Annotated in this window: 28 protein-coding genes; 8 read left to right on the plus strand and 20 right to left on the minus strand. The window is 36.6% G+C overall.

Features of this window, described 5'->3' with window-relative positions:
• Position 1: 1 nt before the first annotated feature.
• Positions 2–1,273: a D-alanyl-D-alanine carboxypeptidase/D-alanyl-D-alanine-endopeptidase gene (locus AABB81_RS04550; RefSeq protein ID WP_342158932.1), complete on the minus strand. Its 1,272-nt coding sequence runs from the start codon at positions 1,271–1,273 to the stop codon at positions 2–4.
• A complete protein-coding gene (locus tag AABB81_RS04555) occupies positions 1,254–2,675 on the minus strand; it encodes an ATP-dependent DNA helicase (RefSeq protein ID WP_342158934.1) in 1,422 nt (473 codons plus the stop codon). The genes AABB81_RS04550 and AABB81_RS04555 overlap by 20 nt, the downstream gene beginning before the upstream one ends.
• Before the next feature lie 249 nt (positions 2,676–2,924).
• Here AABB81_RS04555 and AABB81_RS04560 point away from each other — a divergent pair, with 249 nt between their 5' ends.
• From AABB81_RS04560 to AABB81_RS04570, 3 genes are read left to right on the plus strand one after another with little or no spacing between them, the layout of a single operon-like run.
• Positions 2,925–3,653, plus strand: a complete 729-nt coding sequence (locus AABB81_RS04560) for a hypothetical protein (protein WP_342158936.1) — start codon at positions 2,925–2,927, stop codon at positions 3,651–3,653.
• Positions 3,622–4,479, plus strand: coding sequence for a DUF3822 family protein (locus tag AABB81_RS04565; RefSeq protein WP_342158937.1), 858 nt, complete (start codon positions 3,622–3,624; stop codon positions 4,477–4,479). The genes AABB81_RS04560 and AABB81_RS04565 overlap by 32 nt, the downstream gene beginning before the upstream one ends.
• Complete coding sequence (locus AABB81_RS04570) at positions 4,476–5,012, plus strand: RsmD family RNA methyltransferase (protein WP_342158939.1); 537 nt, start codon at positions 4,476–4,478, stop codon at positions 5,010–5,012. Before AABB81_RS04565 ends, AABB81_RS04570 begins: the two co-directional genes overlap by 4 nt.
• A 30-nt stretch (positions 5,013–5,042) precedes the next feature.
• On the opposite strand, the gene AABB81_RS04575 is transcribed toward AABB81_RS04570, so the two are convergent.
• Together AABB81_RS04575 and AABB81_RS04580 are read right to left on the minus strand one after the other, a co-directional pair.
• Complete coding sequence (locus AABB81_RS04575; RefSeq protein WP_342159653.1) at positions 5,043–5,303, minus strand: LytTR family transcriptional regulator DNA-binding domain-containing protein; 261 nt, start codon at positions 5,301–5,303, stop codon at positions 5,043–5,045.
• Positions 5,300–5,500 (minus strand): hypothetical protein, encoded by a 201-nt coding sequence (locus AABB81_RS04580; protein ID WP_342158941.1) that lies wholly within the window; start codon positions 5,498–5,500, stop codon positions 5,300–5,302. Before AABB81_RS04580 ends, AABB81_RS04575 begins: the two co-directional genes overlap by 4 nt.
• A 218-nt stretch (positions 5,501–5,718) precedes the next feature.
• On the opposite strand from AABB81_RS04580, the gene AABB81_RS04585 reads away from it, so the two are divergent.
• The gene (locus AABB81_RS04585) at positions 5,719–6,213 is read left to right on the plus strand and encodes an RNA polymerase sigma factor (RefSeq protein WP_342158943.1); all 495 of its coding nucleotides are present in this window, start codon (positions 5,719–5,721) and stop codon (positions 6,211–6,213) included.
• A 2-nt stretch (positions 6,214–6,215) separates the two neighbouring features.
• Positions 6,216–6,836 carry a hypothetical protein gene (locus AABB81_RS04590; protein WP_342158944.1) on the plus strand — a complete coding sequence of 207 codons (621 nt, stop codon included), beginning with the start codon at positions 6,216–6,218 and terminating at the stop codon, positions 6,834–6,836.
• Here the strand turns inward: AABB81_RS04590 and AABB81_RS04595 are convergent.
• From AABB81_RS04595 to nusB, 8 genes are all read right to left on the minus strand, one after another.
• Complete coding sequence (locus AABB81_RS04595) at positions 6,831–7,451, minus strand: L-threonylcarbamoyladenylate synthase (RefSeq protein ID WP_342158945.1); 621 nt, start codon at positions 7,449–7,451, stop codon at positions 6,831–6,833. The two genes, AABB81_RS04590 and AABB81_RS04595, sit on opposite strands and share 6 nt — an antisense overlap.
• A gap of 98 nt (positions 7,452–7,549) precedes the next feature.
• Positions 7,550–8,245 (minus strand): response regulator transcription factor, encoded by a 696-nt coding sequence (locus AABB81_RS04600; protein ID WP_342158946.1) that lies wholly within the window; start codon positions 8,243–8,245, stop codon positions 7,550–7,552.
• A 12-nt stretch (positions 8,246–8,257) separates the two neighbouring features.
• A complete protein-coding gene (locus AABB81_RS04605) occupies positions 8,258–9,820 on the minus strand; it encodes a sensor histidine kinase (RefSeq protein ID WP_342158947.1) in 1,563 nt (520 codons plus the stop codon).
• 111 nt (positions 9,821–9,931) lie between these two features.
• Positions 9,932–10,510, minus strand: coding sequence for a dephospho-CoA kinase (coaE, locus tag AABB81_RS04610; protein ID WP_342158948.1), 579 nt, complete (start codon positions 10,508–10,510; stop codon positions 9,932–9,934).
• Positions 10,511–10,537: 27 nt separating this feature from the next.
• Positions 10,538–11,503, minus strand: a complete 966-nt coding sequence (locus tag AABB81_RS04615; RefSeq protein WP_342158949.1) for a CdaR family protein — start codon at positions 11,501–11,503, stop codon at positions 10,538–10,540.
• A gap of 99 nt (positions 11,504–11,602) precedes the next feature.
• Positions 11,603–11,923 carry a preprotein translocase subunit YajC gene (yajC, locus tag AABB81_RS04620; protein ID WP_342158951.1) on the minus strand — a complete coding sequence of 107 codons (321 nt, stop codon included), beginning with the start codon at positions 11,921–11,923 and terminating at the stop codon, positions 11,603–11,605.
• Between the two features lie 10 nt (positions 11,924–11,933).
• Positions 11,934–12,395, minus strand: a complete 462-nt coding sequence (locus AABB81_RS04625; protein ID WP_342158952.1) for a DUF1573 domain-containing protein — start codon at positions 12,393–12,395, stop codon at positions 11,934–11,936.
• A gap of 36 nt (positions 12,396–12,431) precedes the next feature.
• A complete protein-coding gene (gene nusB / locus AABB81_RS04630) occupies positions 12,432–13,370 on the minus strand; it encodes a transcription antitermination factor NusB (RefSeq protein ID WP_342158953.1) in 939 nt (312 codons plus the stop codon).
• Positions 13,371–13,559: 189 nt separating this feature from the next.
• Here nusB and AABB81_RS04635 point away from each other — a divergent pair, with 189 nt between their 5' ends.
• The gene (locus AABB81_RS04635; protein WP_342158954.1) at positions 13,560–15,323 is read left to right on the plus strand and encodes an ABC transporter ATP-binding protein; all 1,764 of its coding nucleotides are present in this window, start codon (positions 13,560–13,562) and stop codon (positions 15,321–15,323) included.
• A 103-nt stretch (positions 15,324–15,426) separates the two neighbouring features.
• On the plus strand, positions 15,427–15,810 hold the full coding sequence (locus AABB81_RS04640) for a PUR family DNA/RNA-binding protein (protein ID WP_342158955.1): 384 nt from the start codon (positions 15,427–15,429) through the stop codon (positions 15,808–15,810).
• A 44-nt stretch (positions 15,811–15,854) separates the two neighbouring features.
• Here AABB81_RS04640 and AABB81_RS04645 read toward each other — a convergent pair whose 3' ends face one another.
• Positions 15,855–17,198 carry an aspartate kinase gene (locus AABB81_RS04645; RefSeq protein WP_342158956.1) on the minus strand — a complete coding sequence of 448 codons (1,344 nt, stop codon included), beginning with the start codon at positions 17,196–17,198 and terminating at the stop codon, positions 15,855–15,857.
• Between the two features lie 97 nt (positions 17,199–17,295).
• On the opposite strand from AABB81_RS04645, the gene AABB81_RS04650 reads away from it, so the two are divergent.
• Complete coding sequence (locus AABB81_RS04650; RefSeq protein WP_342158957.1) at positions 17,296–17,955, plus strand: hypothetical protein; 660 nt, start codon at positions 17,296–17,298, stop codon at positions 17,953–17,955.
• 14 nt (positions 17,956–17,969) lie between these two features.
• On the opposite strand, the gene AABB81_RS04655 is transcribed toward AABB81_RS04650, so the two are convergent.
• The 7 genes from AABB81_RS04655 to ychF all read right to left on the minus strand — a co-directional run bounded on the left by AABB81_RS04655 (position 17,970) and on the right by ychF (position 25,351).
• Positions 17,970–18,383, minus strand: coding sequence for a DUF6146 family protein (locus tag AABB81_RS04655; RefSeq protein WP_342158958.1), 414 nt, complete (start codon positions 18,381–18,383; stop codon positions 17,970–17,972).
• 49 nt (positions 18,384–18,432) lie between these two features.
• Positions 18,433–19,935, minus strand: a complete 1,503-nt coding sequence (locus AABB81_RS04660) for an NAD(P)H-hydrate dehydratase (RefSeq protein ID WP_342158959.1) — start codon at positions 19,933–19,935, stop codon at positions 18,433–18,435.
• Between the two features lie 121 nt (positions 19,936–20,056).
• Complete coding sequence (locus AABB81_RS04665) at positions 20,057–21,010, minus strand: acetyl-CoA carboxylase carboxyltransferase subunit alpha (RefSeq protein WP_342158961.1); 954 nt, start codon at positions 21,008–21,010, stop codon at positions 20,057–20,059.
• Positions 21,011–21,085: 75 nt separating this feature from the next.
• Positions 21,086–21,970: a DMT family transporter gene (locus AABB81_RS04670; protein WP_342158962.1), complete on the minus strand. Its 885-nt coding sequence runs from the start codon at positions 21,968–21,970 to the stop codon at positions 21,086–21,088.
• Positions 21,957–23,048 carry an LptF/LptG family permease gene (locus AABB81_RS04675; protein WP_342158963.1) on the minus strand — a complete coding sequence of 364 codons (1,092 nt, stop codon included), beginning with the start codon at positions 23,046–23,048 and terminating at the stop codon, positions 21,957–21,959. The genes AABB81_RS04670 and AABB81_RS04675 overlap by 14 nt, the downstream gene beginning before the upstream one ends.
• Positions 23,049–23,094: 46 nt before the next feature.
• Positions 23,095–24,225, minus strand: a complete 1,131-nt coding sequence (tgt, locus tag AABB81_RS04680) for a tRNA guanosine(34) transglycosylase Tgt (RefSeq protein ID WP_342158964.1) — start codon at positions 24,223–24,225, stop codon at positions 23,095–23,097.
• Positions 24,226–24,256: 31 nt separating this feature from the next.
• Entirely contained in the window at positions 24,257–25,351 is a 1,095-nt protein-coding gene (ychF, locus tag AABB81_RS04685) for a redox-regulated ATPase YchF (RefSeq protein ID WP_342158965.1), read from the minus strand.
• Positions 25,352–25,505: the final 154 nt, after the last annotated feature.

A 25,505-nucleotide genomic window follows, 5' to 3' on the forward strand; every position in this document is an offset into this window, starting at 1 on the left:
TTTAATAAGACTCATGAAGTTTTTTTAAAAAAGCTGATATTTCCCTTTTTCGGTTCGAAGAGCTGGATGGGAAGTGATTGGTCATATAGCTGAATATTATCACTTTTCCTTTTTTGGTGATCAAATATCCAGACAGGGAATAATTATTTGATAAGCTTCCTGATTTTGCGTAAATATAAGACTGGTTCCTGAAATCATTCTTAAGCGTGCCGTTGATGCCTCCTCGGGGAAAATAAGAAAAGAGCAGGTCATGTGGTATCTCATCATACATCTTTTTTAACAGGTAGACCATGCTTTTGGGGCTGAACAAATTATACCTGGACAAGCCCGAACCATCAACCCATCTTGGCTTTTGAGGAATATCAGGCATATAATTTTCAAGTGCGTATTGAATTGCTGCGCTAACACTGTAGGTTCCTTTGGTAACACTTCCAACCCTCAGCATCAGCTGCTCTGCCAAAAAATTATCAGAATTTACCATCATTCTTGTGTATAAGGTATCATAAGGGACCTCCCTAAAGGCCTTAAACTGGTAATCGATGTTATCATTGACTAAAATCACTTTTCGATCCAATTCGCTGCTTAAAAGATCCGCGACCAACTGATTGGATGATTTGAAAGGTATTTTTTTATTAGATATATCGGCAGGCGCTTCAATATAGAATTCATTTTCATCCTTTTTACGGCTTTCTTTTACAGAGGGAGTCAGATGTACCTTGTTTTTAAAAAAATCAGGGATTACCTTTATACTATCACCGGCTTTATCGACTGAAATCACGTTGCCATAAATTGGAAAGAGATGCTTTTCGGGCATATAATCATAGGTGTAGTCATCCCAGGACCATCCCAAACCATATACATCATCTTCTATATGATCATCTGTAAGGTATATATTCTCATCACTGTTTTTTAAGAATGCCAAAGCCGCCACACTGAGAGAGTCGGTTAAGAACAACGGATTGGCAGTTCCCTTAAGAATCAGTGAATCTCCTTTTTTTACAAAATCAAAAGCGGGAATTGAATCCGGCAGGTTTTTCCAGGCTGTATATAAGGTAAAAAGCTTTACGTTTGACGCCGGGGTAAAATACATGTCTTCATGAAGGTCTATTAAAGACTCCCCCGTTTCAGCCTGAAGTACTGATATCCCTTTAAAATAAATTTCTTCAGCAGAAGACGCATACAAATCCTTCTGGATTTTTTTAGAGACAGAACAGCTGGTCAACACCAGAGAAATCATAATAAAATTGATCCTGTTAATTTTTAAAATAATCATCTTTAAACCCAATTAAGAATAGTTTTTTCTGTGCACGGGTTATCGCCGTGTAAAGCCATCTAAGATAAGAAATATCTTCGCCTTCAGGCAAATAGGGTTGCTCGATAAATACATTATCCCATTGACCTCCCTGTGTTTTGTGACAAGTCAGGGCATAAGAAAACTTTACTTGGAGCGCATTAAAATATTTATTGTTCTTAATGGCGAGCAGTCTTTTGTGTTTTGATTTTTCCTCGGCGTAATCCTCGGCTACCGCATGATATAACCTGTTTCCCTCCTCATAGGTAAGTGAGGGAGCCTCACTGTGAAGGGTGTCAAGCAGCAGCACTGATTCAAACGGAGCTTGTTCTTCATAATCTACAAGTCTAAGCTTCACTTCGGCAAAACGAAAGCCATACAGATCTTTAAAACTGAAGATTTCGAGTACTTCACATATATCTCCATTGGCGATAAAACCTACTTTCGGAGCATCCTTTAGCCAGAAATAGTTGTTTTTAACAACCATAACAAAATCTCCAGAAGTAATTTCATTCTCATAACCCAAAATCGTGTTCCTGATTTGCTGGTTATATTGATTGGCCCTTTTGTTGGACCTCACGATAAAAACAGTTTTGTCCATCCCCTCGTTATAGGCGTTGAAAATAGCATCCTGAATCTCATATCCATCGGTTAATCTGTTCACATCCTCAAATTTCAGGTCGAACTTGATTTGATTCAATAGGTTTGACTGCAATAATCCCCTTACTTTGGTGGCATTGTATAAAATTCCTGAAGCCTTGTGTTGCCTCATCACTTCATCTAATTCAATCGATACTACCTCCATATTAAATTCCATTTCGAGATACTTCTGATCAAGTGCAGGGCTTAGATCCAATTTAACGGGCGGAAGTTGTGCGGTGTCACCAACCAGAACCAACTTACAACCCTTTCCTGAATAGATATAAGTCATCAGGTCATATAAAAGGGATCGGCTATTAAACAATCTGGAATCTGCGTTCCCGTCTGGTATCATGGAGGCCTCATCGACTATAAAGATGGTGTTTTTAAACTTGTTTTGTTGCAGAACAAAACTCATTCCCGAATTGGGATCACTTTTGGAATAATAAATTTTTTTGTGAATCGTAAATGACTGTTTCCCGGCATAGCCCCCTATCACTTTGGCTGCTCTTCCTGTTGGAGCCAATAATACCGATTTTAAACCTGAATCACTGAGATGGTTAACTACGGTGCTGATAATCGTGGTTTTACCCGTACCGGCATAGCCCTTGATTAAAAAAATACTGAATCGTGATCCCTTGACCAAAAAATCGGCCAACTTCCTGAGAAGTTCGTCCTGCATTTGAGTGGGTTCATAACTGAAACCTTTTACAAATGCCCGATAAAGACTTTTATCGTCCTTCATTTTTTAAACCTCCGGTTAATATACAAAGGCATACAAACTTAATCAGAATTAATAAGAGTTACCCTTGACGCTAAAACAATTTTTGAGCCATGAGCTCTGAGAAGAATAGGTTTAGGAGCAATTCTCAAAACCATCTGTTAGGGCAAGTAATTTGAGCGAGAAAATTCAGATATAAACTGAAAATATTACTTTCCTGATTGAAAAATTTTTGTAGATTTGTCATTAACGTAATTTAAAATTAACTGAAAAATGATTTCTATTTTAATAATTATAGTATCAATTCTTGCGGTAGTAGGATTAGCGTACTTGATTGTAAATAAGTTGCCTCCCAAGATGAAGCCGGTATTATCTCTTGTTTTATGGGTGGTTATCGTATATTTTGGCTATCAGATCTATCAAAGTATCATGCAGCCAATTAAGTTTAACAAAATCAAAAAAGAACGCTATGCTCTGGTTATTGAAAACTTAAAAACTATTCGTGATGCCGAACTGGCTTATGCCTCTGTAAATAGAAAATTTACTGATAAATACGAAGATTTGGTGAACTTTATAGAAAATGATTCATTTGCAATTACAGAAGTTAAAAATATAGTAGTTACAGAACAACGAGGCAGAATAACGATTGACGTTGAAAAGCGGGTTGTGGATACTGTCGGGTTTGAAATGGTTAAGAACTCCTTTGAGGGAAGAGATTATAAAGGAATGATGAATGTACCTGGTACAGATGCAAAGTTTGAACTGAAAGTTGGTTCAGTTGAAAAAGTACAAGGTGTTCGTGCTTCTGTATTTGAAGCGAAGGTTGATAAAGCTATCGTTCTTCAAGGAATGAATAAAGACCTTATACGTCAGGAAAAAGAAGCTTTAGGCGGAATCAATGTTCCTGGTGAATATATTAGTGTAGGATCTTTGGAAGACGTTAACTCAAATGGTAACTGGCCTCCTTTTTATGATGGATCAAAAGAAGAATCAACTGACTAAAATATCCAGAGATTTTAATAATCTGAATGAAAAACATCTATCCATCCAACTCAGCTTGGATGGATTTTCTTTTTGTATTATTAATACTGTTGAAAAAAAGATAGAAAAACTTGAGCATTTTCCGTTTGAGGACCATTCACCAACACCTGAAAAATTACTCAAAAATGTAGAGGATCTTTTTGTGAAGGAAAAAGCCCTTCAAACAAGATATGGATCAGTCAATATTAGCCATGTAAATCAACTCTCGACACTTGTTCCGAAATCGCTGTTTGATGAAGAAAGAATGAGGGATTATTTGAAATTTTCATCCAAAACCTATACCAATGACTATATCGTCCATGATGAATTGGAAAACCATGACATGGTCAATGTCTATATCCCCTTTGTCAATGTAAATAATTTTTTTTTGGAACGCTTTGGAAGTTTTGAATACAAGCATTTCTCTACAATCTTGGTAAACAATCTTTTAAACACCTATAAATTCAGTGAACATCCGCACATGTTTGCTTATGTGGGTGAACGGCAATTTCAAATTTTGGTCATTGCTGAACATAAATTGATGTTCTATAACAGTTTCTCATACCAGAGTAAAGAAGACTTTATTTATTATATTCTTTTTACCGCGGAACAATTAAATCTTAATCCCGAAACATTCGAACTGATGCTGGCCGGTATCATTGAAAAAGAAAGTGAACTGTATAAGATGGCTTATACCTATGTAAGGAAAGTCAGTTTGCTTGAAAACAGATCTGAATTAAAATTCCCTGCAAACATCAAAGAATCTTCGAAACGAAGACACTTTACACTTTTAAACCAGTTTATATGAGAATTGTATCAGGGAAATTTAGAGGCAGGCGCATTACGGCTCCAAATAATTTACCTGTTAGACCCACAACTGACATGGCCAAGGAGGCCCTGTTCAACATATTGAACAATTCCTATTACCTCGATCAAGTATCAGTCTTAGACCTGTTTGCGGGAATAGGAAGTATTTGTTTCGAATTTGCTTCCAGAGGCTGCACCGATATTGTTGCTGTTGACGCTCATCAGGGGTGCATCAAATTCCTGGAAAAAACCAATACTGATTTAGAAGCGGGTGTGATGATTGTTAAAAGCGATGCTTATGCATTTCTTGAACGTAGCGCGCGTACATTCGACATCATTTTCGCCGATCCGCCTTACGATATGGACATAGAATATTTTAATCGTTTGCTTAGTCTTGTATTTGACAGGGGTTTGTTAAAGGAAGAAGGCGTTCTTATCATCGAACACAGTAAACAAACTGACCTGTCTGAGCATCCCCATTTTGAGCGATCCAGAAAATACGGAAGCAATATCTTTAGTTTCTTCAATGCCTGAGCACCAAAGATTGTTTGAGGCGCTGCTGATTTATTCGAGCCATTTTCTAAAGTCTTTGACCCGTTCCCTGCTTACAATGATTTCCAATTCTGAAAAATGGTCCAATTTAACCTGCAACCTGTTGTTTGTATAAGAAATGATATCAGTGATGGAGTCAATATTTACGACAAATTTAGTATTACTGGACCTTGGGGAGCCATAATTCTTTATATTTTGAATAGGCTTCCGGGCCTCCTGAGGTATGTAAGTGGCATCAAAAGCAATAGCTGGATAGTCTTTTTTAACTTTTATCTTATTGTTTTAAAATCAGTTTTTATGCTAAAATCCTCTTCTAAAAAATAAAGAACTTCATACGCAGCATCATTAGTATCCCGTTTAAGATTCTCAATGTTATTCTCTGTACTTGTCTCAGTTATTTGTTCATCCTCTTGTTCTGAAGGCTCCTGTGCCTGGGTAAAAAAGCCAATTAAATAAAGTAATACGGCCATAAAATACGTATCATGTCTTGAAAGTTTAACGCTGTTATGTATTGATGGAATAAATATCCATCGAGAAACCATATTTTAAAATTTACATTTACCGAATTGTCATATATTTAGGACGAATTGTAGTTTTCGCTTTTCAGCTGATGATTTTAAAACCTCTTGAAAACAAAAAGCAGTAACAATTTTAAAGAAAATACTACTAATAAGTAAATCAACTATTGGTGACCAAAGAACTGGAACAAAAATTCGCTAAGGAATTAGAGCAACATCAAAGCATCATTCATAAGGTATGCAGGTCATATACCAATAATGAAGCTGCACACAAGGATCTTTTTCAGGAGATTACCATTCAATTATGGAAGGCTTATCCAAAATTCAGAGGCGAATCAAAATTCAGTACATGGATGTATCGAGTTGCTTTTAACACGGCAATCTCATTGTACAGAAAGAAAAAAAGAAATGTCGAAACAACTCAGATATATGATAATCTTAAAGAATTGGAGTATCATGATTATGATGACTCAATTGACAAACAGCTCAAACTGTTATACAAAGCTATTTATAGTTTGAATGATATTGAAAAAGCACTGGCGCTTATGTATCTTGAGGACAAGAGTTACAAGGAGATAGCGAAAACCCTTGGGATTAGCGAGGTAAACGCGAGGGTAAAAATGAACAGAACGAAGACCAAACTTAAAAATATATTAAATCCATGAGTATGGAAAACTTAGACAGCTTAAAGGACCTTTGGAAAAACCAGGGAGAATCCAAAATCAGATATTCTCAAGATGATATCCACAAAATGGTGCAGCAAAAATCATCTTCCATTGTAAAATGGATTTTGATCATCAGCCTCTTGGAATTCATCTTACCCAATTTAATATTCTTGTTTACTGATTTTGAATCTACAAAGATATTCTACCAGGAGTATGGCTTAAGCAACACGATGATCATCTACAGTGCCGTTCACATTGTTGTCATTATTGCCTTTATTTATGTATTCTATAAAAATTACAGGAACATTTCGGCTGAAAGCACTGTAAAGATCCTGTTGGAAAATATCATAAAAACAAGGAGGACCGTTAAGTATTATATTTATTACAACCTTACGATAATGGGAATCATAGGCTTACACATGTTTTATTCAGTATACAACTCTTTGTCATTTCAACAAAATTTGGAAGCCGGAACAAGTATGCTTATGATTTGGGTTATTTCGATTGTATTACTCTGTCTAGCACTGTTGATTTTCTGGCTGTTTTACAAAATTTTATACGGCTTCTTTTTAAGAAAGCTGAAAAGAAATTATGCAGCGCTTTCAAATCATGACGATTTATAGAATATCAAGACTACCTTTTCCCTCTCTTACGATCGATATTTCATTGTCTGACAGATCTATAATGGTGGAAGCAATATTGCCGCCATAGCCTCCATCAATAACCAGATCGACCTTATCCCTCCATTTTTCAAAAATTAATTCGGGGTCAGTAGTGTATTCAATTACATCATCCTCATCATGAATGGAGGTGGAAACAATTGGGTTTCCAAGTTCCTTTACAATTGTTCTTATAATATTATTGTCAGGCACACGGATACCAACGGTCTTTTTGTTCTTAAAAGCTTTTGGGAGGTTATTATTGCCCTTTAGAATAAACGTATAGGGCCCCGGTAAGGCTCTTTTCAAAATTTTATAGGTAGCTGTATCGATTTGCCTGATATATTCGGATAAATTACTGAGGTCATAGCAAATAAATGAAAAGTTGGCTTTGTCCAGCTTTACCTGCTTAATCCGGGCCACCTTTTCCAATGCCTTTACTTTGGTTATATCACAGCCCAAACCATATACTGTATCAGTAGGATAAATAATAAGACCGCCTTTTCGAAGAATCTCCACTGCCTGATCTACTTTTCTCAAGTCAGGGTTTTCTTCATATATTCTGATAAGCTTTGACATACTACACTGTACCTTTTTACCATTTGATGCTTCACAAAATTACAAATAAAAAGGCCTTATCAAGTCGATAAAGCCTTTTTTAAAATATATTAAAAACATCAATTCACCACCAGGCGGAAACCTTCTCCGTGAATGTTTATAATTTCCACGTTTTTATCCGGCTTCAGGTATTTTCTCAGTTTTGCAATATAAACATCCATACTTCTGGAAGTAAAATAATTGTCATCACGCCAGATCTTTGTCAGCGCGAGGTCTCTAGGCAACAAATCATTTTTATACATGGCCAACAACTTCAGCAGTTTGTTTTCCTTAGGCGATAATTTTCTGGGTTCCCCTCCCTGAAACGTCAATTGACGCAACTTGGAATTTAAATGAAACCCACCAATTTCAAATTCAAACCTATCGTCTTCATTGGCCGAATCTGTTTCCTTCCTTTGCAGTATAGCCTTAATTTTATGCAACAAAATCTCAGAATCAAAAGGTTTGTTGAGATAATCATCAGCACCAACCTGATAGCCCTTGAGCACATCTTCTTTCATTGATTTTGCTGTCAGAAAGATCAATGGGATATCGGCGTTTACAGCCCTTATATCCTTTGCCAGCGAAAACCCGTCTTTTTTTGGCATCATTACGTCCAGAATACAAATGTCAAAATCATCGTTTTTAAACGCTATTAGACCGTCCAGTCCGTCTTTGGCGTGATGAACGTCATAATCATTTAATTCTAAATAATCTTTTAAGACCGTTCCAAAATTAGGATCGTCTTCTACCAGTAAAATCTTTTTATTTGCCATGGTTGATATTTTTTAAATTATAGGTAATTTAACTGTAAAGGTACTTCCTTTGCCTTTTTCACTTTCAAGGTAAACATGGCCTTGATGTCTTTCAACGATACTTTTGACATAGGAAAGGCCTAACCCATGCCCTTTTACATTGTGAATATTTCCGGTTTCTTCCCTGTAAAATTTATTAAACACTTTTCTTTGAACATGCTTGGACATCCCAATGCCATTATCAGAAATCTTCAACACGATATTGTTACCTGCATTTTCCGTTTTAATCCTTATTTCAGGAGGTCCTTCCGAATATTTAATTGCATTATCAAGGATATTTGTTATCACGTTTGTCATGTGAAATTTACTCGCTAAAATTTCACTCTGCCTGGCCTCCAGGTTTTTTTCTATAAAACCTTCCCTGTCACGAATAATCAAGGCTACATGTGACACCGCATCCTCTATTATGTCGTGTAAATCGACCACATCCTTACTCAGGTCCAATTGATTTTTTTCCAGTTTTGAAATTCTCAAAACATTTTCAACCTGGGCATGCATCCTTTTATTCTCCTCTCGAATCATTTCTGAATACCTGATCACTTTTTCTTTATCCCCTATTATTTTGGGGTTTCTGATCGAATCAATAGCCAGGTTAATCGTGGCAATCGGTGTTTTGAACTCATGTGTCATATTATTGATAAAATCAGTCTTAATTTCGGATATCTGTTTTTGTCTTATCAATTGATAAAGCGCGCTGGCAAAAGACAAAATGATAATAAAAATAAAGATAGCCGACAAAATAAGTATCCAAGAAATTGTTGATAATATATACTCTTTTTTCTCAGGAAAACTTACGTAAAGATCATAATCAATACTGTCATCAGTTACGAATAAAGGTACATTGTAAGTATAGCCTCTTTTCTCAACAAAACGGTCCGATTTAACTTTGGTTATCAATTCTTCACTAAAGACCCCAAACTCAAATTTCGTGTCAATATTCCTCGCTCTTAATTCATTGTCGAGGTTCATTCTAATTTCGTTACTGCTTACCCTATCGTGGATAGGCGTTCTCGAAACGATATTCTTAAATATACTCTCCAATTCCAGCTTGTCATATTTATCAAGCCTTTCCACCTTAACCATTCTGTCTTTCGGAGACAACTCTGAAAAATCCTTTGAGTTAAATTCTATTTTTTCAATCTGGGTTTCTTCACGACTCAAAAAAGTTTTAAAATTAACCGTGTCAGCTTCAAACGGCGAAAACTGTGACTTATAATTATTTTCAAGAATACTTTGTCTAAACGTAAATATTTCGTTCCTGCTTGTATCGATTTGTTGAAATACAAAATCCCTTACATTACTTTCCTTTGACTTTTGCATACTGTCAATAAGCGGTGCATAACGGGAAATGTTCTCTCTAAACTCTCGCTTTTGAATATTTTCAGACACTCTTGCCAGTGCAAACTTAACGCTGGTTGAGAATTGTTCCTCACGCATTTCTATAGACGAGCGGATCCAAAATATTTGAACCGTGATAATTCCGAATAGTGAAATTACCATCAATACGATTAAAAGTACAAAAATTCGTTTACTCATTAAAACAAATTTAACGCATCTTTATGATATAATTAATCTTTTAACAAGTGTTAACGGACATTTCAATAAATTTAACAAAATTTTAAGTTGAAATAAATATTTTTAAGGAATTTATTGAAGCAATTGTTGATGAATATCATACACCTGTTTCCTTGTATTTTCAAGAGATTCATTATAAATAACAAAATCGGACCCTGCTATTTTAAGGGAATCATCCAATTGATTGTCCATTCTTTCCAGTACCTGACTTTCGCCGATACCGTCTCTGTCCATGACTCTTTGAATTTTATCTTCTTTTTTTGCTGTAACCGTGATTACATAGTCAAATAGATTTTGATCGTTTTTTTCAAAAATCAATGGATTTTCCTGAATTACATAAGGAGCACTTTGCATGTCAATCCAACTTAAAAATTGACTTCTCACCAATGGATGGACCAATTCATTTAAAGCTTTTAATTTTTCCTTGTCCTTAAAAACGATCCCGGCAATGTACCCCCTGTTCAAACTACCTTTTTCATAGGCCTTTTCACCGAATAGTTTCAAGATCCCATTTTTAAGGGAATCGGAGGTGTTCATAAGGATTTTTGCTTCCTTGTCGGCATTGTATACAGGAATGCTCAATGCTTTAAACATACCTGCCACAGTTGTCTTGCCGCTACCAATTCCTCCTGTGAGTCCTACAATTTTCAAAATAACTATAATTTAAAGGCAATTCATTTACTTCTTGATCAAAAATTCAATTTTATTCGGAATGATCTTAACATCGGTAATGATCTCAGGCATGTCTACAAGTTTGGGGATCAGATAATCCAAATTATTATCTTCAGTTTGTTTGTAGTCACATTGTATTCTGAAACTGTTCTCAGGTATCTTGTTGTAATCTTTTAGCGCCACCTGATAAACAACCTTCACCTCTTTAGGATAGGTGCTTATAATAACGTTTCGGGGAAGATTGATCACCTCGAAGGGTAAATTATAAGAGCCATCGGTAATCTTATCCACAACGCCTTTAACGGTTACTGTTTGATCCGAAAGCACCACGCTCTCATTGGGAACCTTTAAAGCAACCTCCTGCTCAAAAGATTCAGAAATATTCTTTAACTCAATAGGAAGCGTATACACTTCCTGGATTGTGTCAATTACCTTTTCGGGCCCTGAAACGCTTACTTCATTAGGGGTCAGCTCATGATTTCCTACAAAATTATACCCTGTCTTAAATTCAAATTCGACCTGAGAAATGACTGGTACCTTTTTCGACCTTTTCACGCCCAGATCAAAAAATAAAGTATCAGGTTCTATATTCAACACAACTGTCTCCGCCGAAAGCTGTGCCTGCAAGTAGTTAATATTTGATCGGGTTTCACTAAAATACAACGAACCACCTTTTCTTTGAATTTCAGTAAGACTGTAATCCAAAACCCTCTTTTTAAAACCGTAATTCAATAATTTAAAGCCAACTGTCTTTAAGGTAAGTTTTACTTTTTTCTCCGGTTCGTTCTGAATCAGTTTATTTTGTGGAATGTCAGAATAGGCCAGTTCGAATTCAACATCTGAAATATATTCTTTCGATAATTTTATTAAAGACCAAAACAAAATTGACAGGACAAGAAAAATAAGAAAAACTCTTAATTTTTTTTGATTTTTCTTTGTTTCAGCGTTTATTGGGCCGTTTACCTCACGCATAAATAGTTTCTTTGTTTTGTGGTCTAAATGTATAAAAAAAGAGGCTATCTTAAAAAATTATATTCAAGATAGCCTCTTGTAGGAAAAGGTTAAAAAATATTATTTCTTAACTTCTTTAGGAGCGTATTTCTTACTCAGTTCCATCGAGATGGCAGACCTTTCAAACTTGATCTTTCCCGCACCGGTTTCAATAACACAAGTATTGTCAGCATCGATAAGATCTACGATCTTACCATGTATACCACTTGTAGTGACAACCTTTGCACCTTTTTTGATAGAAGCCTGAAATTTCTTCTCGTTTTTCTGCTTTTTCATCTGTGGACGGATCATAAACAGATATAACACTAAAAACATTAAGGGAATTAATACATAATTACCTATTCCGCCACCGCCGGCTTGTAAAAATATTGTTTGATACATATTCATTGTGCTATTGAATTTTTGATTTAGGGGTAACCTGTGCCTTAATCTTTAATATTTCCTTTCCCTGATCGGTATTGGTCACCAAGGTAATTTGTTTTTGCTGTAAATTCGGTTTTCTATCTGAATTGAATTTTACTTTGATCTGTCCTTCTTCTCCTGGCATGATTGGTTCTTTCGGCCATTCCGGAACTGTACAACCACAACTTCCTTTTGCCGACGTGATGATAAGTTCTGATTTTCCAGAATTTGTAAAAGAAAAAACAGTTTCAACAATGTCCCCTTCGTTAATAACCCCAAAATCATGTTCTGTTTTATCGAACTTTAATTTGGGTCCTCCTATTTTGATTTCTTTATCACGCTCTTTGGCTAATTCCAAATTTTCGGTTTTGATTTTCTTAGCTGCATTCTCATTGCAGGAAACTGTCAACAAACTCAAGCTTAAAATCGATAAGGCAATAACTTTTTTCATTTGCATTTAATTTAATTTGTGTAAAAATATAATATTTTACAACAATCCCCGCCCAATTTTATTTAATCGGCCGCTTTTGTTGTAATCTTTTAAAATTTTATCCAAAACACCATTGATAAAATAACTGCTTTTTCTGGTAGAATAATCCTTGGCTATTTCAATATACTCATTTATGGTTACCTTGGTCGGGATCGATGGAAAGTACAGAAACTCAGTCAAAGCCATTTTGATCAGGATCATATCCATGTCTGCAATTCTTTCTGTGTCCCAATTAGGGGTTTTTTCATCAATCTCGGAAGTAAATTCCTGCTGATGAAGTATCGCTTTTCGAAACAGATCGACCAAAAATGCTTCATCATCTTTTTTTACCTCCAACTGCTGGAGACTGATATGACTTCCATTGCTCATTTGTTTAATCCCTTTGAGGATTGCTGTATTGACCAAGGGATAATCATCTACCCAACTGAGGTTAAGGCTCTCATAATAATCGAAAAGCTTTTCATTCGGGGCGATAATATTCTTAAAAAGCTCAATTATAAAATTCTTGTCTTCTTCAAAACCATTAGCTTCTGAACCGAGGTAATCGCTGTAAAGCTCACTTCCAATCATTTCATCTAATAGAATCCTGACATATTCGCGATTCTCTTTCCAGTTCATTAATTTTGATTTGGAAACAAACTCCTTTATTTCAGGACTTTCTGAAATTGCTGCAATGATCTCGTTATTGACAAATTTTAAGTTTGGATTTTTATCTTCATCCGTGGCCAGGTATTTTTTCTTTTTGATTTCAATATGTTCCAGGGCCAAATTTCGAACTTCGACCATTAACATGAGTTGAAGCACATAAAGATCAGTCGCCTTTTTTATATTGTATAAAAGAAATTTTTCTTCTTTGGGTAAGTTATCACTCTTTGACTGCAGAACAGCATAGATGGATTGCATCACTTTGATACGAATATGTCTCCTATTTACCATTATAATAAAGATCGTGATTCAAATAAACTATTTGATATTTTTATTGCAGGCAAAATTACTGTTTTTTTTTGAATCCCTATTTTGAAAGTGTAAAGAAAAGGTTAAAATTTATAAGGATCAAGATCTCACAAATGGGAACACCTATTATTTATGTATCTTCGCCACCTCGACGAATAGCGTTGTTTGTGTATGAAAGCATTAAAGTATTTAAATAAGTTTTTCTATAAATACAGGTCAAGATTAATTCTTGGGATTTTTATCACTGTGATTGCCAAGGTATTTGCATTGCAGATTCCGCAATTGATAAAAGAATCTCTTAATATCGTTGAAGACTACAAATACGATCGTATTACTGATCTTGAAATCGTCAAATCACAACTCATTGTCAATATTTTTTATATCATCGGAGCAGCCTTGCTTTCAGGTTTTTTCACTTTTATGATGAGACAGACCCTTATTGTCATGTCGAGGCTCATTGAATTCGACCTAAAAAATGAGATCTTTCAGCAATACGAACATTTGTCGCTCAACTTTTATAAAAGGAACCGCACGGGAGATTTAATGAACCGGATCAGTGAGGATGTGGGAAAAGTGAGGATGTATTTTGGGCCTGCCATCATGTATACCATGAACATGCTCGTTCTTTTTATTATTGCGATTACAAAAATGTGGAACATCGATACCAAACTAACATTGTACACCCTGCTTCCGCTGCCGGTACTTTCGTTATCGATATACCTCCTGAGCAGGGTCATTAATAAAAGAAGTAATATCGTACAACAGTATCTGTCAAAATTAACTACCTATGTCCAGGAAACCTTTTCAGGTATTAATGTGGTAAAAGCTTATAGTATTGAAAGTTTTACTTCGAAGTCATTTGAAGAACTGGCCAACACAAATAAAGATAAAAATATTTCATTGTTTAAGGCGCAGGCCTTGTTTTTCCCTTTGATGCTCTTACTGATAGGTATCAGCAATATCCTTGTCATTTATATAGGTGGTATGCAATACATCAACGGTGAAATAGCAAACATCGGAATCATTGCCGAATTTATCATTTACGTAAATATGCTTACCTGGCCAGTAGCTGTCGTTGGGTGGGTCACCTCCATTGTGCAGCAGGCAGAAGTATCACAAAGGAGGATCAATCAATTTTTAATGGAAAAGCCCAATATCATAAACCATGAAACGGCAAAAAGCCAAATCCTTGGGGATATTGAATTTAAAAATGTTTCATTTACCTATGAGGATACGGGTATAACTGCCCTGAAAAATGTGAGTTTTAAAATTAAACAAGGAGAAACGCTTGCTATACTGGGGCGCACAGGATCGGGAAAATCAACTATTGCAGCCTTGATAGCCAGGCTTTACGATGTAAGCAGCGGAATAATTTTTATAGATAACAAGCCCATAAAAGAAGTCAACCTTGATTCTTTGAGAGAAAGTATAGGTTTTGTCCCTCAGGATGCCTTTTTGTTTTCCGACACCATCAAAGACAATATCAAGATAGGCAATGAGCTAGCTTCAGATGAGCAAATTGAACAGGCTGCAAAATCTGCTTACATACATCATAATATAGAAGGTTTTAACCAAAAGTTCGAAACACTTGTCGGAGAAAGAGGCGTTACGCTTTCAGGTGGTCAAAAACAGCGTATTTCGATTGCAAGAGCCTTGATATCAAATCCCGAAATCTTAATCTTTGATGATTGTCTATCGGCTGTAGACACTGAAACAGAAGAAATCATACTTCAAAACCTAAATGAAGCTACTAAAGGGAAAACCACTATTATCATAAGCCACAGGGCTTCATCTGTTAAAAATGCCGACCATATTATCATTCTCGAGGATGGTGAAATAATAGAAGCCGGAACCCATGATGAATTAGTCGAAAAAACCGGATACTATCAAGATATTTATAATCAACAACTTGAAGAAAAGTTAACAAATAGTTGAATTTTCTGCTCATAAATGGAATAAAATAATTGTTGCATACGTTATTTAATTTTATAGATTTGTCTGAACATTTATTAAAATTTAATTTAAATTTAAAATTAATATGGACGAAAAAGGGTTTATTGAACAGGAAGAAATCTTTTCTCAAGTATTAAGAGCAGGTAGAAGAACCTATTTTTTTGATGTAAGAGAAACTAAGGCTGGTGATTATTATTTAACCATAACGGAGAGTAAGAAATTTACTCATGAAGACGGATCATTCCATTATAAAAAACACAAAATTTATTTATACAAAGAAGATTTCACTGAATTTGCTGAAATTCTTGATAAAGCAACTTCATTTATAGTTGGTGAAAAAGGACAGGAAGTAATCAGTGAACGTCATCAAAAAGATTATCACAAAGTAAATGGCGAAGAAGTAAACGGAAGTGAGGTTAGCAATTCTTCAACGGATAGCTTCACAGATGTTAACTTTGAAGATATATAATAATAAAAAAACCATCAGTGAATTCGCTGATGGTTTTTTTAATTTTATGCCTGGACGACGCTTTCTGAAATCAACTCGGAAAACAGTCCTTCATTCAAAATATTGAGCACTGCAATTTTATCGGAGGTTTTAACCAGGAACGAGAGGTTGTAGTTACTTCCACCATAGGAAATCATCCTTATTGGTATATCCCTGAGACCGTTAAAAATTGCCGAAGTAATTCCTCTTTTGTTTTGTGCCAGGTCACCTGCAATACAGATAATACTCAGGTCTGAGTCAACTTCTATATTACCAAAACCCTCCAACTCGCTCTTAATGGCTTCGAGTTTTGAAGTGTTGTCAATTGTGAGAGAGACAGCTACCTCTGAGGTAGTGATCATATCTATAGATGTTTTGTGATCCTCAAAAACTTCAAATATTTTTTTTAGAAAACCATATGCCATGAGCATACGATAAGATTTGATCTTGATGGCAGTAATATGATCCTTGGCAGCAATCGCTCTTATTTTTTGAACTTTTGCCTTGTTATGGATTCGCGTACCCGGAGATTCAGGTTTAAAAGTGTTTTTTAGCAGTACCGGTATATTGCTCAGCTTTGCAGGAATTATACTTTGAGGATGAAGTATTTTTGCGCCAAAATAGGCCAGTTCAGCAGCCTCATCAAAAGATAATTCCTTAACTGAAAAAGTGTGGTCAACATAACGCGGATCATTATTATGCATCCCATCTATATCAGTCCAGATCTGAATTTCGTTTGCATTTACCGCTGACCCGATCAGGGAAGCGCTGTAATCACTGCCACCACGGTTCAAATTATCAATTTCATTCTTTTCATTTCTGCATATAAAACCTTGGGTTATAAAGGTTTTAGCATTATGATTACTCAAAACTTTATGAATTCTCTCTCTTATTACAGCAGGTCTCGGTTCTCCATCTTGATCAATATACATAAAATCCAGTGCTGATAAAAGAACACTGTCTCCATCGAACTCTTCAAAATAAAGCTGGAACAAATTCGTAGAAACCAATTCGCCCTGGGCCATAATGACTTTTTGGTTTTTCAAAGAAAATGATTCCTCGGCAATCGATAGCATCAACTGATAATATCTTTTTAAAACTACCTGCGCCTTGAAAAAACACTCATCTGAATCTAAAAGCTCCTTAGCAACAGAAAGATACTTATCATTTAATCCATATATCAATTGCAGGGCCTCCTGCTTTCTCCTTCTTTTAAGTAGTTCACCAATTTGCACTAGTGTATTGGTAACGCCCGACATCGCCGACAAAACCACAATCTTCTCTCCTGAAGTATCCTGAACAATTTTCGCAACTTTTCTGAAATTCTCTACGGATCCTACAGAAGTTCCTCCAAATTTTAAAACAATCATACCATTCTATTTTTTTGCAAATATTCGCAAAAAGTTGATACCGGTAAAATTTTTATAATATATTTACATATTATAACATATTGTTCAAATTTCAACAATGAAAACTATTCAGGAAACGGTTGAAACCATTATCCAGCGCACTCCTTTTATAGAAGAGGCCATGCAAGACAAATTGATCAATGTCTCTTCCCTTGCCCGAATTATTCAACCCGAAGTTGAACAAGCCTTGGGAAAAGAAGTCAAGACCGGGGCGATCATGATGTCGATCAACAGGATGTCTCCCATGGAGATTCTAAAAATTCGAAAGAATATCAAATCGTTGTCCTTAAACCTGGGCGATTTTATTGTCCGTTCAGATCTTTTCGACCAGACATATAAAAATTCGAGTACGTTATACAAACATATTTCTTTGATCTTTGCCAAGATAGGAGACAACCGTGAATCATTTTTTACAGTATCTCAAGGCATTTTTGAAACGAATATTGTGATCAGTGCGAATCTGAAGTCTGAAATCGATGAAATTTTTAAAGATGAAGAATTGATCAATTCAATGTCAAAGCTGGCTTCCATAACGATTAAACTTCCAAAAACCAACCTTGAACAATCCGGAATCTACTACTTTATTTTAAAACAATTGGCCTGGGCCAATATTCCGGTTCAGGAAGTCATATCCACCACCCATGAAATCACGCTTGTGGTAAAAGAAAAAGACATCAACAAAACCTTTTCCATTTTAATTGATCTAAAAAAGACCTGAGTATTCAATACCCTTTACATGAGCCTTTGCCTGTACTTGATTTGAAAAAATTTAAAATACATATATAAAAGATAATTCACCTCCATACCATAATCGACGGTGTGGTCATAATCGATCAACATAGTATAGAGATCAGGATGATAACGATTGGGTGACATAACTCTTCGGTTCCATTCCATGACGTAAAATTTATTTTTACTCTCCAGGGTCTGTTGCGTATAATAATCTTTAGATCTTTGCGTGGCCAGCCAGGATTGAAATCCATTCTCAATTATAATGATTTCGTATTCCAGTTCCTTATTTTCTATTTTAATCGTATCAAGCTCAGATGTATTCTCGCTAATATGACTCTTTTCAATACTTTTTTTTGAACTTTCACAGGCTAAGAAAGAACCGATTAAAAACAATACGATCACAGCTATCCTCATTTTCTTGTATTTATAGTAGTTAAATCACAAATTCAATGCCAGTTTTAATTTAAACAAATTCCTTATAAACCCTTCCCAAATAATCAATAGCATCCGTGGCGCTAAACGACTCTATGGATTCATTTTCTTCAACCGCCAGGTCAGCCGTTCTCCCATGGATATAAACACCAAGGAGTGACGCCTCCAGGCTTGTATACCCTTGCGACAGCAATGCTGTTATGATTCCTGTTAAAACATCACCGCTCCCCGCTGTTGCCAGGGCGGGATTGCCGCTCATATTAAACCAGACCTTTCCCTGGTGGGCAATGGCCGTATAAGCGCCTTTTAAAACAACAACACAATTGTGTTGTTGGGAATAAGCTAACAATTTATCCAGTTTTGCGTAATCATCATGCCACTTCCCAACGAGTCGCTCAAATTCTTTAGGGTGCGGTGTCAAAATAGTGTTTTCCGGAATAAGCTCACTCAGATCTGAGAATTCAGCTATAATGTTCAATCCATCTGCATCAATCACCATGGGAGCTTTACAATTTGAAAAAAAATCTACAAACCCCTTCTTTGTTTTCAGATGCGTTCCCAAGCCCGGCCCCAACCCTATGGCTGTGGGGTTTGTTTTAAAATTAAAATACTGTATGTAATTTTCATCATCAACCTCAACCATGACTTCTGGATTGGTCGACTGCATAGCCGTATAGCCACATTTGGGAATATAGGTCGACACCAAACCAGAACCGGCCTTTAAAGCAGCCCTGGAAGCGAGAACCATGGCTCCAATTTTACCAAAACTACCTCCGATGAGTAAACTATGCCCAAAACTTCCTTTATGCGAAAATTTTTTGCGCACCTTATAAAATCCTTTGTTGAGTTCCAGGTCACTCCCATGATACAAACAATCGGCACTGTTCAGGTAATCCTTGTCCAATCCTATATCCAGAACCTGCCATTCCTTTACATATTCCTGATTATCCGGTAATAAAAACGCCAGCTTGGGTACCTGAAAAGTCAGTGTATGATTTGCTCTTATTACGGCTTCTTTATCTGTAACGGTGGATGCTGAAAAAAGCCCGGATGGAAAATCAAGAGAAATGATGCCAGCTTTAGAGTTATTGATCCTTTGGATGAGTTTTTTAGTAAATCCGGAAGGCGACCTTTTAAGGCCAATGCCAAAAATCGCATCTATGACCAAATCCCCATGCTCGATTGTTGGGAAATCTGCTACCCCGCTGACCTCTGTAACCAAGGCCTTCATTTCAATCAGACGATCAAGATTTACTTTAAAATCATCGCTTCTATGCTCACTGAAATTGATCAAATGAGTGTGTACGCGAAAACCATTTTCAAGGAGCAGTCTCGAAACAACCAAACCATCGCCTCCATTATTGCCCATTCCGCAGCAGACGTGAAAGAGCCTGGACCGGTCAGGAAATCGTTTAATGATCCATTCGTAACAGGCAAATGCGGCTCTTTCCATTAATTCAGTCGATGATATGGCCTGACTCTTTATCGTGGCCCGGTCGGCTTCGTAGATCTGTTTTGCTGAGAGAATTTTCATAAGCCTGTGTCTTGACATAAAATTAAGTAAAATTAAGGAGAAGTTTTATGAATGTTTACCACAAAAAAAATCCCAAAAAATCATTTTTGGGATTGTTTGGCAATAAATTCTTTTGTTTTGATTATCCTTTGAATACACCCATATTGGCATATTTCTCCATACGCTGTTTCACGAGTTTGTCCAAAGACAATTCACCGAGTTCCTTATAGGCTTTTTTAATTGCCATTTCGACCGACTTGTAGGTTTTCTCACGGTCGGTGTGGGCACCACCCAAAGGTTCTTTGATGATCCCATCTATGAGTTTTTGCCTGCTCATATCTTTTGCAGTCAACTTTAAAGCTTCTGCAGCCACTTCTTTGTATTCCCAGCTTCTCCACAATATTGACGAGCAAGATTCAGGAGAAATGACCGTATACCAAGTATTTTCCAACATCATCACTTTATCGCCAACGCCAATACCGACTGCTCCTCCTGAGGCTCCTTCACCAATTACTATTGAAATGATGGGTGTTCTAAGGCGCGTCATTTCCAGTATATTTCGTGCTATTGCCTCTCCCTGTCCCCTTTCTTCAGCCTCAAGCCCAGGGTAAGCACCGGGAGTATCGATAAGCGTGACAACCGGGATTTGAAACTTTTCGGCCATTTTCATCAAACGCAGGGCTTTTCTGTATCCTTCGGGATTTGACATCCCAAAATTTCGATATTGCCTTGTTTTGGTATTATAACCTTTTTGTTGACCGATAAACATAAATGACTGATCACCAATTTTACCTAATCCGCCCACCATGGCCTTATCATCCTTAACCGTTCTGTCTCCATGCAATTCCATAAAAGTCCCTTTGGTAAGGGCCTTTATAAAATCAAGGGTATAAGGCCTTGACGGATGCCTCGACAACTGAACTCTTTGCCAGGCAGTTAAGTTTTTAAATATTTCTTTTCTGGTATGCTCTAATTTAGATTCAATTTGCTGGCAGGTTTCTGTTACGTCTACATCGCTCTCTTCTCCTATCAGCTTACACTTTGTCAGCTGGTCTTCTAACTCTTTAATTGGTAATTCAAAATCCAGATATTCCATTTTTGTTGAGTTGAAATTATATAATCTTTAAGGCTACAAATATATAAACTTTGAGCAACTATCATTCCATGGATTTTATTCTTCCATTAATTTTTTACTTTTTATCATACCGTTTATGAGCACCGAGCTAAAAATGATCCCTGCTCCTATGTAAAAAGCAAGGCTCATCCTTTCTTTTTCACCAAAAATGACCAGTGCTAGAATTATACCATAAACAGGCTCAAGGTTATTGGTCAGGATGATCGTAAACGGGCTCATTTTTTTTAAAAGATTCGTGGCTACCACAAACGGATAAGCTGTACATATGGTTGACAGAATGAGTAAATACAACCAGTCGCTTCGTTTTAGTTGAAAAAATTCCAACGAGAATTCATTTGTCACAAGTAGCACCACAGAAAGAAACAGGCCTGCAAAAAACAATTCATAAAAGGAAATTTTGCTTCCTGAATAGGTCTTGATCAGTTTACTGTTATACAATGAAAACAAGGACACAAAAACGGCTGATAACAAGGCCACAAGTATCCCTTCAGTATAGACTTTCTCACTTCTGAAGATGATAACAAAACCCAATACAGCCAAAATTGCCAGCAGCAATTCATACAGTTCAAATTTCTTTTTTCCAAAAAAAGGCTTTAGAATCACTACAAAAAAAGCACTTGAAGACAGCGTAATTAAAGTAGTTGAGATGGTTGAAATTTTGATGGCATAAAAAAAAGTCACCCAGTGAAGGGCAACTAATATCCCTCCGAATAATAATTTAAGCAAGTCACCCCAATGCTCATCAAAAGGTACATGTCGAACCTTTAAAAAAATAAAAAGGGCCCCGGAAGCCAGAAATACCCTGAACCAAACAAGAGGAATTGCATCGATGGAGATCAAAGCTCCAAGTATTGCTGTAAATCCCCATATAAAAACTATAAAATGAAGATGGACTTGATTTCTAAGTCTATTTGTTGGCATTTATATATAAATAAGCGGCAATGACCCCAAAAAGAAGATTTGGAATCCAAACCATTAACAGAGGTATTGATTCGGCTGTCGAACCCAAAACCTCAGATACCTTCATAAAAAACACATAAAGAAACATCAAAGCGATACCGGCAGCTAAATTTACTCCAATACCGCCCCTTCTTTTTTTGGAGGCAAGCGTCACTGCTATCAGGGTAAGTACAAATGAAGATACAGGCAAACTGGTTCTTTTATACAATTCAACCTTATAGTTGTTCAGGCTCTTGATCCCTCTGTTTTCTGACTGTTTGATATGTTTACTAAGGCTTAAGGAGGGCATTTCCCTTGCCAGATAATCGACATATAAGAGATCCTTTGGTTCAAAATTAAATACCGTATCCATAAAACTGCCCGAATCCAAACTATCCTTATGTGTTCCTATAAACCTTTTCCTGTAGGTGCTTAATCGATAGGTACTATCTATATCGTTCCACCTTATATTCTGGGCAATCACTTTGTAAACAAGCCTGTTTCCCTCAAAATGCTCATAAGAAAAATTATAGCCGTTATTCGATTTAAAATTAAAATAACCGAAATACACATAGTCATTTTTACTGAGCTGCAGACTCACCTTGCTCACGGAGCTTTTGGTTTTCTTTTTGTAAATGGATCGCAGATAGGTTTCTTCGAACTTTTCCAAAGTCTTATTTGAATCCGGCACTACAAAATGGTTGGCATATAAGGAAATGATCGTAATAATCGTTGCGCCAATAAGATAGGGTTTTAAGAAACGTTTAAAGGAGACTCCGGAACTGTGAATTGCAATGATCTCAGAATTACCGGACATCTTTGAGGTAAACATGATGACCGAAATAAACAATGCCAGGGGCATAAAGGTATTTCCGTAGTTAATGATAAAATTGAGATAATAATCATTTAATATCTCCTCAATGGTAAGCTCTTCATTCTTTATAAATTTCCCCACCTTTTCTGAAACGTCAATAGCCATTGCTATAGGTATCAGAATCAATAAAGTGAAAATAAAAGATGTGAAATATTTTCTGAGTATGTACCTGTCTAGAATCTTCAAATCCGGATCTAATTTTATTTAAAACTGTCGCAAGAATAAAAAATGCCTACAACCTTTTATCCATTTGACGGACCATCATCTGCTTCCATTCTGCAAAATCTCCTGCTAAGATATGCTTTCTGGCCTCACGAACCAACCAAAGATAAAAGCCCAAATTATGAATCGATGCGATCTGCTTGCCCAAATATTCATTGGCTGCAAATAAATGCCTTACATAGGCCTTGGAATATATGGTATCAACAGTGGTGATGCCCATTTCATCCAATGGTGAAAAATCATCCTCCCATTTTTTATTCTTGATATTGATCGTTCCATGGGCCGTAAAAAGCATGCCATTCCTGGCATTTCTAGTAGGCATCACACAATCGAACATATCAATCCCAAGTGCAATATTCTCCAAAATATTAATGGGGGTTCCTACGCCCATTAAATACCTGGGCTTGTCTTTTGGCAAAATTGCCGTAACGACTTCAGTCATTTCATACATTTCTTCTGCGGGTTCCCCAACCGACAATCCACCAATTGCATTTCCAACAGCGCCCGCTCCTGCAATATATTCTGCCGATTGTTTTCGCAGGTCCTTATATGTACTTCCCTGTACAATTGGGAAAAAATGTTGCTTAAAACCGTAATTTTCAGGATGATCCTTGAGATACTGTATACATCTCTCCAACCACCTGTGGGTCATATGCATGGAGTTCCTTGCATAATTATATTCACAAGGGTAGGGAGTACATTCGTCAAATGCCATAATGATATCAGCGCCAATTTTTCTTTGAATCTCCATAGAGAATTCCGGAGAGAAAAAATGCGTTGAACCGTCAATATGCGATTTGAATTTAACACCTTCCTCTTTGATCTTTCTATTGTCCGACAAGGAATAAACCTGATATCCTCCCGAATCAGTTAAAATCGGTCGGTGCCAGTTCATGAATTTATGTAAGCCTCCCGCTCCTTCCAGAATTTCAGTTTTAGGCCGTAAATAAAGATGATAAGTATTTCCCAGGATGATATCTGCATTGATATCATTTTCCAGTTCCTTCTGATGAACTCCCTTCACTGATGCCACCGTTCCAACCGGCATAAAAATCGGGGTTTCAATCTGACCGTGATCGGTCGTTAAGGTGCCCGCTCTTGCAGAACTGTTGGTATCAGTTTGATGTATAGTGAAATTCATAGGATGAAATCAATTTGTATTCAAGTGAAACTTATACGTTAAATCTAAAATTCATCATATCACCGTCCTGTACGATATATTCCTTGCCTTCTACCGATAATTTACCAGCTTCTTTGACTTTTAGCTCACTTCCGTAATGAACAAAATCATCATATTTGATTACTTCAGCCCTTATAAATCCTTTTTCAAAGTCAGTGTGAATAACTCCGGCAGCCTGAGGAGCTGAATCCCCAATGTGTATGGTCCAGGCCCTTACTTCTTTTTCTCCTGCTGTAAAATACGTCTGAAGATTCAATAATTTATAGGCAGATCGTATCAATTTGGACACACCCGGCTCATCCAAGCCAAGATCTTCCAGAAACATTTGACGCTCCTCGTATTCTTCCAGCTCCATGATGTCTGCCTCAGTTGCGACTGCCAAAACCAGAACTTCTGCGTTTTCGTCTTTCACCGATTCCAATACCTGATTTACATAAGCATTGCCGCTTACGGCTGAAGCCTCATCTACGTTACATACGTATAAAACCGGTTTATCAGTGAGCAGTTGCAAAGGGCTGATGAATTCTTCTCTTTCTTTATCAGTAAATTCAATGGCCCTTACAGAAACGGCAGCTTCCAGGTTTTCTTTTACTTTACTTAAAATATCCAATTCTTTTAACGCAGCTTTATCACCTGTCCTGGATGCTTTTTTTACTTTGTCAAGTTTCTTTTCAACTGTTTCCAGGTCCTTCAACTGCAATTCCATATCTATGGTTTCCTTGTCTCTGACAGGATCTATATGCTCATCCACATGAACGATATTATCATTATCAAAACACCTTAAAACGTGTATAATAGCGTCAGTTTCCCTGATGTTGGCAAGAAATTTATTTCCAAGGCCTTCTCCTTTACTGGCACCTTTGACCAGACCGGCTATATCAACGATTTCGACCGTCGCCGGCATTACACGTTCAGGGTTTACTAATTTTTCGAGTATTTGAAGCCTCTCATCAGGTACATTAACCACTCCAATATTGGGTTCTATCGTGCAAAAAGGAAAATTCGCCGATTGGGCTTTAGCATTTGACAGACAATTAAATAAAGTTGACTTTCCTACATTTGGAAGTCCGACAATTCCTGCTTTCATTCTGTTATTTTTTTGGATTGCAAATATAGGCGATTATTCTTGTTTTTTTACCGGCGCTTAAATGATTAATTTACATCTTTTAAAAATTTAAGAAACCAATGAAAAAAGGCCTCCATCCGGAGGCCTTTTTTCTATAATTCAACTTGTTTGTGAC

It is taken from the genome of Lutimonas vermicola, assembly GCF_038433205.1.
GTDB classification, from domain to species: domain Bacteria; phylum Bacteroidota; class Bacteroidia; order Flavobacteriales; family Flavobacteriaceae; genus Lutimonas; species Lutimonas vermicola.

What these genes read in the sequence shown, in the direction of transcription:
- AABB81_RS04550 (WP_342158932.1), bottom strand. Translation starts at nt 1,273, where the DNA reads ATGATTATTTTAAAAATTAACAGGATCAATTTTATTATGATTTCTCTG.
- AABB81_RS04555 (WP_342158934.1), bottom strand. Translation starts at nt 2,675, where the DNA reads ATGAAGGACGATAAAAGTCTTTATCGGGCATTTGTAAAAGGTTTCAGT.
- AABB81_RS04560 (WP_342158936.1), top strand. Translation starts at nt 2,925, where the DNA reads ATGATTTCTATTTTAATAATTATAGTATCAATTCTTGCGGTAGTAGGA.
- AABB81_RS04565 (WP_342158937.1), top strand. Translation starts at nt 3,622, where the DNA reads ATGATGGATCAAAAGAAGAATCAACTGACTAAAATATCCAGAGATTTT.
- AABB81_RS04570 (WP_342158939.1), top strand. Translation starts at nt 4,476, where the DNA reads ATGAGAATTGTATCAGGGAAATTTAGAGGCAGGCGCATTACGGCTCCA.
- AABB81_RS04580 (WP_342158941.1), bottom strand. Translation starts at nt 5,500, where the DNA reads ATGGCCGTATTACTTTATTTAATTGGCTTTTTTACCCAGGCACAGGAG.
- AABB81_RS04590 (WP_342158944.1), top strand. Translation starts at nt 6,216, where the DNA reads ATGGAAAACTTAGACAGCTTAAAGGACCTTTGGAAAAACCAGGGAGAA.
- AABB81_RS04595 (WP_342158945.1), bottom strand. Translation starts at nt 7,451, where the DNA reads ATGTCAAAGCTTATCAGAATATATGAAGAAAACCCTGACTTGAGAAAA.
- AABB81_RS04600 (WP_342158946.1), bottom strand. Translation starts at nt 8,245, where the DNA reads ATGGCAAATAAAAAGATTTTACTGGTAGAAGACGATCCTAATTTTGGA.
- AABB81_RS04605 (WP_342158947.1), bottom strand. Translation starts at nt 9,820, where the DNA reads ATGAGTAAACGAATTTTTGTACTTTTAATCGTATTGATGGTAATTTCA.
- AABB81_RS04615 (WP_342158949.1), bottom strand. Translation starts at nt 11,503, where the DNA reads ATGCGTGAGGTAAACGGCCCAATAAACGCTGAAACAAAGAAAAATCAA.
- yajC (WP_342158951.1), bottom strand. Translation starts at nt 11,923, where the DNA reads ATGTATCAAACAATATTTTTACAAGCCGGCGGTGGCGGAATAGGTAAT.
- AABB81_RS04625 (WP_342158952.1), bottom strand. Translation starts at nt 12,395, where the DNA reads ATGAAAAAAGTTATTGCCTTATCGATTTTAAGCTTGAGTTTGTTGACA.
- nusB (WP_342158953.1), bottom strand. Translation starts at nt 13,370, where the DNA reads ATGGTAAATAGGAGACATATTCGTATCAAAGTGATGCAATCCATCTAT.
- AABB81_RS04635 (WP_342158954.1), top strand. Translation starts at nt 13,560, where the DNA reads ATGAAAGCATTAAAGTATTTAAATAAGTTTTTCTATAAATACAGGTCA.
- AABB81_RS04640 (WP_342158955.1), top strand. Translation starts at nt 15,427, where the DNA reads ATGGACGAAAAAGGGTTTATTGAACAGGAAGAAATCTTTTCTCAAGTA.
- AABB81_RS04645 (WP_342158956.1), bottom strand. Translation starts at nt 17,198, where the DNA reads ATGATTGTTTTAAAATTTGGAGGAACTTCTGTAGGATCCGTAGAGAAT.
- AABB81_RS04650 (WP_342158957.1), top strand. Translation starts at nt 17,296, where the DNA reads ATGAAAACTATTCAGGAAACGGTTGAAACCATTATCCAGCGCACTCCT.
- AABB81_RS04655 (WP_342158958.1), bottom strand. Translation starts at nt 18,383, where the DNA reads ATGAGGATAGCTGTGATCGTATTGTTTTTAATCGGTTCTTTCTTAGCC.
- AABB81_RS04660 (WP_342158959.1), bottom strand. Translation starts at nt 19,935, where the DNA reads ATGAAAATTCTCTCAGCAAAACAGATCTACGAAGCCGACCGGGCCACG.
- AABB81_RS04665 (WP_342158961.1), bottom strand. Translation starts at nt 21,010, where the DNA reads ATGGAATATCTGGATTTTGAATTACCAATTAAAGAGTTAGAAGACCAG.
- AABB81_RS04670 (WP_342158962.1), bottom strand. Translation starts at nt 21,970, where the DNA reads ATGCCAACAAATAGACTTAGAAATCAAGTCCATCTTCATTTTATAGTT.
- tgt (WP_342158964.1), bottom strand. Translation starts at nt 24,225, where the DNA reads ATGAATTTCACTATACATCAAACTGATACCAACAGTTCTGCAAGAGCG.
- ychF (WP_342158965.1), bottom strand. Translation starts at nt 25,351, where the DNA reads ATGAAAGCAGGAATTGTCGGACTTCCAAATGTAGGAAAGTCAACTTTA.